This is a genomic window from Nocardiopsis sp. RV163, assembly GCF_001029525.1.
Lineage (GTDB): Bacteria > Actinomycetota > Actinomycetes > Streptosporangiales > Streptosporangiaceae > Nocardiopsis > Nocardiopsis dassonvillei.
In genome coordinates, this window is record NZ_LEKI01000264.1 from 1 (window position 1) to 4270 (window position 4270).

Consider the following 4270-nt stretch of genomic DNA (forward strand, 5'->3'; position numbering starts at 1 on the left):
GCGCGGCGGGTTTCCCGCGCCGCTACGCCGACTACCTCCCCGGTGACGGCTTCACCGAGCTGAACCAGATCTCCTCGGTCTCCTCGTTCGTGCTGGCGGCCTCGACGCTGATCTTCTTCTGGAACGTGTACATCACCTCGAAGAAGGCGCCGCTGGTCACCGTGGACGACCCGTGGGGCTACGGCTGCTCGCTGGAGTGGGCCACGTCCTGCCCGCCGCCGCGGCACAACTTCACGTCGCTGCCGCGGATCCGCTCCGAGCGTCCCGCCTTCGACCTGAACCACCCGCACGCCGCGGCCCCGGGCGCCGTCCCGGTGGGCGCCACGAAGGAGTAGGGCGCAATGAAGACGCAGGCCTATCTGTTCATGGGCGTCTCGACCTTCTTCGGTCTGGCCGCCGCCCTGTACGTGTACTGGTCCTGGCAGGACACCGGCACGATCGAGTGGACGGGCACCACCGCCCTGGTGGTCTCCATCGGCTTCGGTTGGATGATCGGCTTCTGGCTCTGGCAGGCCGCCCGCCGCAGCGAGCACTTCCACGGGCTCCCCGCGGAGGAGCGGCTCGACGGGGAGATCTCCGAGAACTCCGGCGAGTACGGCTTCTTCAGTCCGCACAGCGCGTGGCCGCTGTGGGTGGCCCTGGCCGTGGCGTTCACCGCGGTGGGTGTGGCGATCGGCTGGTGGATGGTGTTCATCGGCGCCTTCGCCATCATCCTCACCGCCATCGGTTGGATCTTCGAGTACTACCGCAACGAGTTCCAGCACTAGGGGGTCGGGCCGCCGAACCGCGCGACGGCCCCCGCCGACGGCCGGACGCGCCCCCCGGGACGCGTCCGGCCGTCATTCTCGCCACGGCCCGGACAGCCTGTGAGGTGGCCGTCGGCACCCCCCGGGTGTTCGTGTCATGGCCTCGCGCACTCCCGTCCGGGCGACCGGTGTCGTGACCCTTCGGCGGGGTAGGGTTTTCCTGCACTTGACCTGACAGGGCACCGCGGACACGGGTGCGCCCCGCGCGCCGAGGCCCCGTCGCAACGGACGCTGGAGGTCCTTGTCGTGAAGGGACGAGTTCGCGCCCCCCGTGCTCTGGCGGCCGCCGCCGCGGTCGCGCTCGCCGCGACGGCCTGCACCGGCCCCGCCCAGCAGGAGCCCGCCGCGGCTCCCAGCGAGGAGGCCGAGACCGGGCCGCGGATCAGCGTCACACCCGAGGAGGGCGCCTCCTCCGTCGCCCCCGACACCCCGGTGCGGGTGTCGGTGGAGGAGGGCTCGCTCACCGACGTCCGCGTCGAGCAGTCACCCTCCGCGGAGGAGGGCGAGGACGCCGGTGCGGCCGGGGACGCCGAGCAGTGGGAGTTCACCGGCGCCCTGAGCGAGGACGGCGCCCGGTGGGTGAGCGACTGGAACCTGGCCCCGGGCTCCGCGGTCACCGTCCGCGCCACCGCCGAGGACGACTCCGGGGAGACCTCCGAGGCGGTCGTGGAGTTCTCCACCGAGGAGGCCGTGCCCGGGCGGCGCCTGGAGCTGGCCTCCAACTTCCCCACCTCCGGCGACACCGTCGGCGTGGGCATGCCGGTCATCGTCAACTTCGACCTGCCGGTGACCAACAAGGCCCAGGTGGAGAACTCCATGGAGGTGACCTCCGAGCAGGGGGTGGAGGGCGCTTGGAACTGGGTCGGCGACAAGACCGCGGTGTTCCGCCCCCGCGAGTACTGGGAGCCCTACCAGCAGGTGAGCGTGGACCTGCGCCTGTCGGGGGTGGAGGCCTCCGAGGGCGTCTACGGGATCGAGAACCACCGCCTGGAGTTCGAGGTCGGCCGCGAGATGGTCTCGACCATGCACGTGCCCGACCACGAGATGCTGGTGGAGATCGACGGCGAGCCCGCTCGCACCATCCCCGTGAGCAACGGCGAGGCCTCCAAGCGCTTCAACACCACCACCTCGGGGACGCACCTGACCATGGAGAAGTACGAGTCCCTGGTCATGGACGCGGCCACCCTCGGCATCCCCGAGGACTCGCCCGACTACTACAAGCTCGACGTGGACTGGGCGGTGCGCACCTCCAACAGCGGCGAGTTCGCCCACGCCGCCCCCTGGAACGAGCGGATCGGGTCGGCCGACACCTCCAACGGCTGCACGAACATGTCGGTGGACGACGCCCGCTGGTTCTACGAGAACTCCCTTATGGGCGACGTCCTGGAGACCACCGGGACCGACCGGGAACTGGAGTGGGACAACGGCTGGGGCTTCTGGCAGATGTCCTGGGAGGAGTGGCTGGGCCAGAGCGCGACCGGCGAGCCGCAGGTGACCGACGGTTCGGGCACCCCCGGTTCCGTGCACGGCGAGGGGCTCTAGGGAGTTCTCCGCGGAGGTTTTCGGGTCAGCGGGCGGCTGTCCGGGCCCTCTCCCGTGAGACGGTTCGCGCGGGTCGGCCCGGTCGGCTCTGCGGGCGCAACCGGCGCGGCTGGGGCTGCCCGGTGCCCGCGGAAGCGCTGGAGCCCAAGGCTCTGCGTCAAGGGTGGTGGGGCGGCGGGCGGGACCGGAACGATCCGAGGAACACGACCTAGGCGGGCAGGTCCGGGGAACCCTCCAGGAGGGCGTCCAAGCGCCTGGCGGTGTGCTCCCAGGTCCAGGAGCGGCTCACCCACGCGCGGCCGTGTGCGCCCATCTGGGCGGCGCGCCCGGGGTCCTTCAGCAGGGCGATGAGGGCGCGCGCGGAGGGGCCCGGCAGGGAGCCGTCCACGACCAGGCCGGTCTCGCCGTCCCGGACAGTGGCGGGTGCGCCCCCGGAGTCCCCCGCTACCACCGGCAGGCCGCAGGCCGAGGCCTCCAGGTAGACGATGCCCAGGCCCTCCGCCTCCAGGCCGCCCTTGCGGCTGCGGCAGGGCATGGCGAACACGTCGGCGGCGTCGTAGTAGGGCGGCAGGTCGCGGTGGGGGACCGAGCCGGTGAAGACCACTGACGGCGTTCCGCGCGCGGCCGAGAGCAGGCTCCGGCGGTGGGGGCCGTCGCCGACGACGAGCAGGACCGCGTCGGGCACCTCGGCCAGGACGCGGGGCCAGGCACGGATCAGGGTGTCCTGGCCCTTGCGGGGCACCAGCCGGGACACGCACAGCACCACGGGGCGCTCGCCCAGGCCCAGGCGGGCGCGGACCTCCTCGCCGCCGACGCCGGGCCGGAAGGCCTCGGTGTCCACGCCGGGTGTCAGCTCGCGCATGCGGGCGGCCGCGTCGGCCGACAGGGCCCGGGCCAGGTGGCGGCGGGTGTACTCGCCCAGGTAGGTGACGGTGTCGGTGGTGTCGCCGATGCGGCGCAGCGCCTCGCGGGACCCGGGCATCGCGGCCCACCAGGTCTCGTGGCCGTGGCTGATGGCCACCTGGCGTTTGACGGGGGTGCCCTCGCCCAGTCCGGCGGCGAGCAGTCCCAGCGGGGCGGCGGCGCCGTAGAGCACCGTGTCGCAGCCCTCCAGGTCGGCGATGGCGCGTGCCCGCCGCGCCACCCGCGGCGTGGGCAGCAGGACGCGGGCGGCGTCGCGCACGACGGGGAAGGGCTGGCGCAGGTCGAAGTGCGGGTCGGCGGCGGCGTCGGCCCGGGCGGGGGAGGAGCAGTAGACCACGACCGATCCGCGGGGGCGGCGCAGGGCCATCTCGTAAACGAAGGCCTCGATGCCGCCGGGCTTGGGCGGGAAGTCGTTGGTGATGATCAGAGTTCGCGGCACAGGGCGAGTCTAGGCGCGGCGGGGTCGGCGGGGGGCGTTCCACGCGGGACGGGCCCCGGCGCGGAGCCGGAGGCGGCGGTGCCCCGCGACGGCGCGCGTCGCGGGGCACCGGGGGCCGGCCTCCGGTCAGGGGCGGACGGCGGTGACGAAGTTGGCGCGGTAGTAGTCGTTCAGGGTGACCGTGCCGATGGGGCGGGCCGAGGTGGAGGCGTGCACCATGACGTTGTCGCCCGCGTACAGGCCCACGTGCTCCGGGCCGCTGCCGCCGGGGTAGAAGAACAGCAGGTCGCCGGGCTGCTTGTTCTCCCAGGAGACCCGCTGGCCCGCGTTGACCTGCTGGTATGTGGTGCGGGGCAGACTGACTCCGGCGGCGGCCCAGGCGGCCTGGGTCAGGCCGGAGCAGTCGTAGCCGCCGGGCCCGGTGCCGCCCCAGACGTAGGGCTTGCCGATCTGGCCGTAGGCGAAGTCCAGAGCGCTCCTGGCGTTGCCCGAAGCGGGGCCGGTGTAGCTGCCGCCTCCGCCTCCGCCGCCGCTGCCCCCGCCGCCGGTCTGGCCGCCG

The 4270-nt window shown here is 73.3% G+C and carries 4 protein-coding genes and 1 pseudogene; 3 read left to right on the plus strand and 2 right to left on the minus strand.

The features are described 5' to 3' along the window. The 3 genes and pseudogenes from ABD54_RS25635 to ABD54_RS25645 all read left to right on the plus strand — a co-directional run. Window positions 1-335, plus strand: a pseudogene (locus ABD54_RS25635) (cytochrome ubiquinol oxidase subunit I); the annotation flags it as partial. 6 nt (window positions 336-341) lie between these two features. Next, complete coding sequence (locus ABD54_RS25640; protein WP_013154164.1) at window positions 342-767, plus strand: cytochrome c oxidase subunit 4; 426 nt, start codon at window positions 342-344, stop codon at window positions 765-767. 285 nt (window positions 768-1052) lie between these two features. After that, window positions 1053-2348 (plus strand): Ig-like domain-containing protein, encoded by a 1296-nt coding sequence (locus ABD54_RS25645; protein WP_047872123.1) that lies wholly within the window; start codon window positions 1053-1055, stop codon window positions 2346-2348. A gap of 208 nt (window positions 2349-2556) precedes the next feature. Here ABD54_RS25645 and ABD54_RS25650 read toward each other — a convergent pair whose 3' ends face one another. Together ABD54_RS25650 and ABD54_RS25655 are read right to left on the minus strand one after the other, a co-directional pair. After that, window positions 2557-3711, minus strand: a complete 1155-nt coding sequence (locus ABD54_RS25650; protein WP_047872124.1) for a glycosyltransferase family 4 protein — start codon at window positions 3709-3711, stop codon at window positions 2557-2559. A 126-nt stretch (window positions 3712-3837) separates the two neighbouring features. Further along, window positions 3838-4270: C40 family peptidase (locus ABD54_RS25655; protein ID WP_047872125.1), on the minus strand; the 433-nt coding region annotated here is incomplete at its 5' end.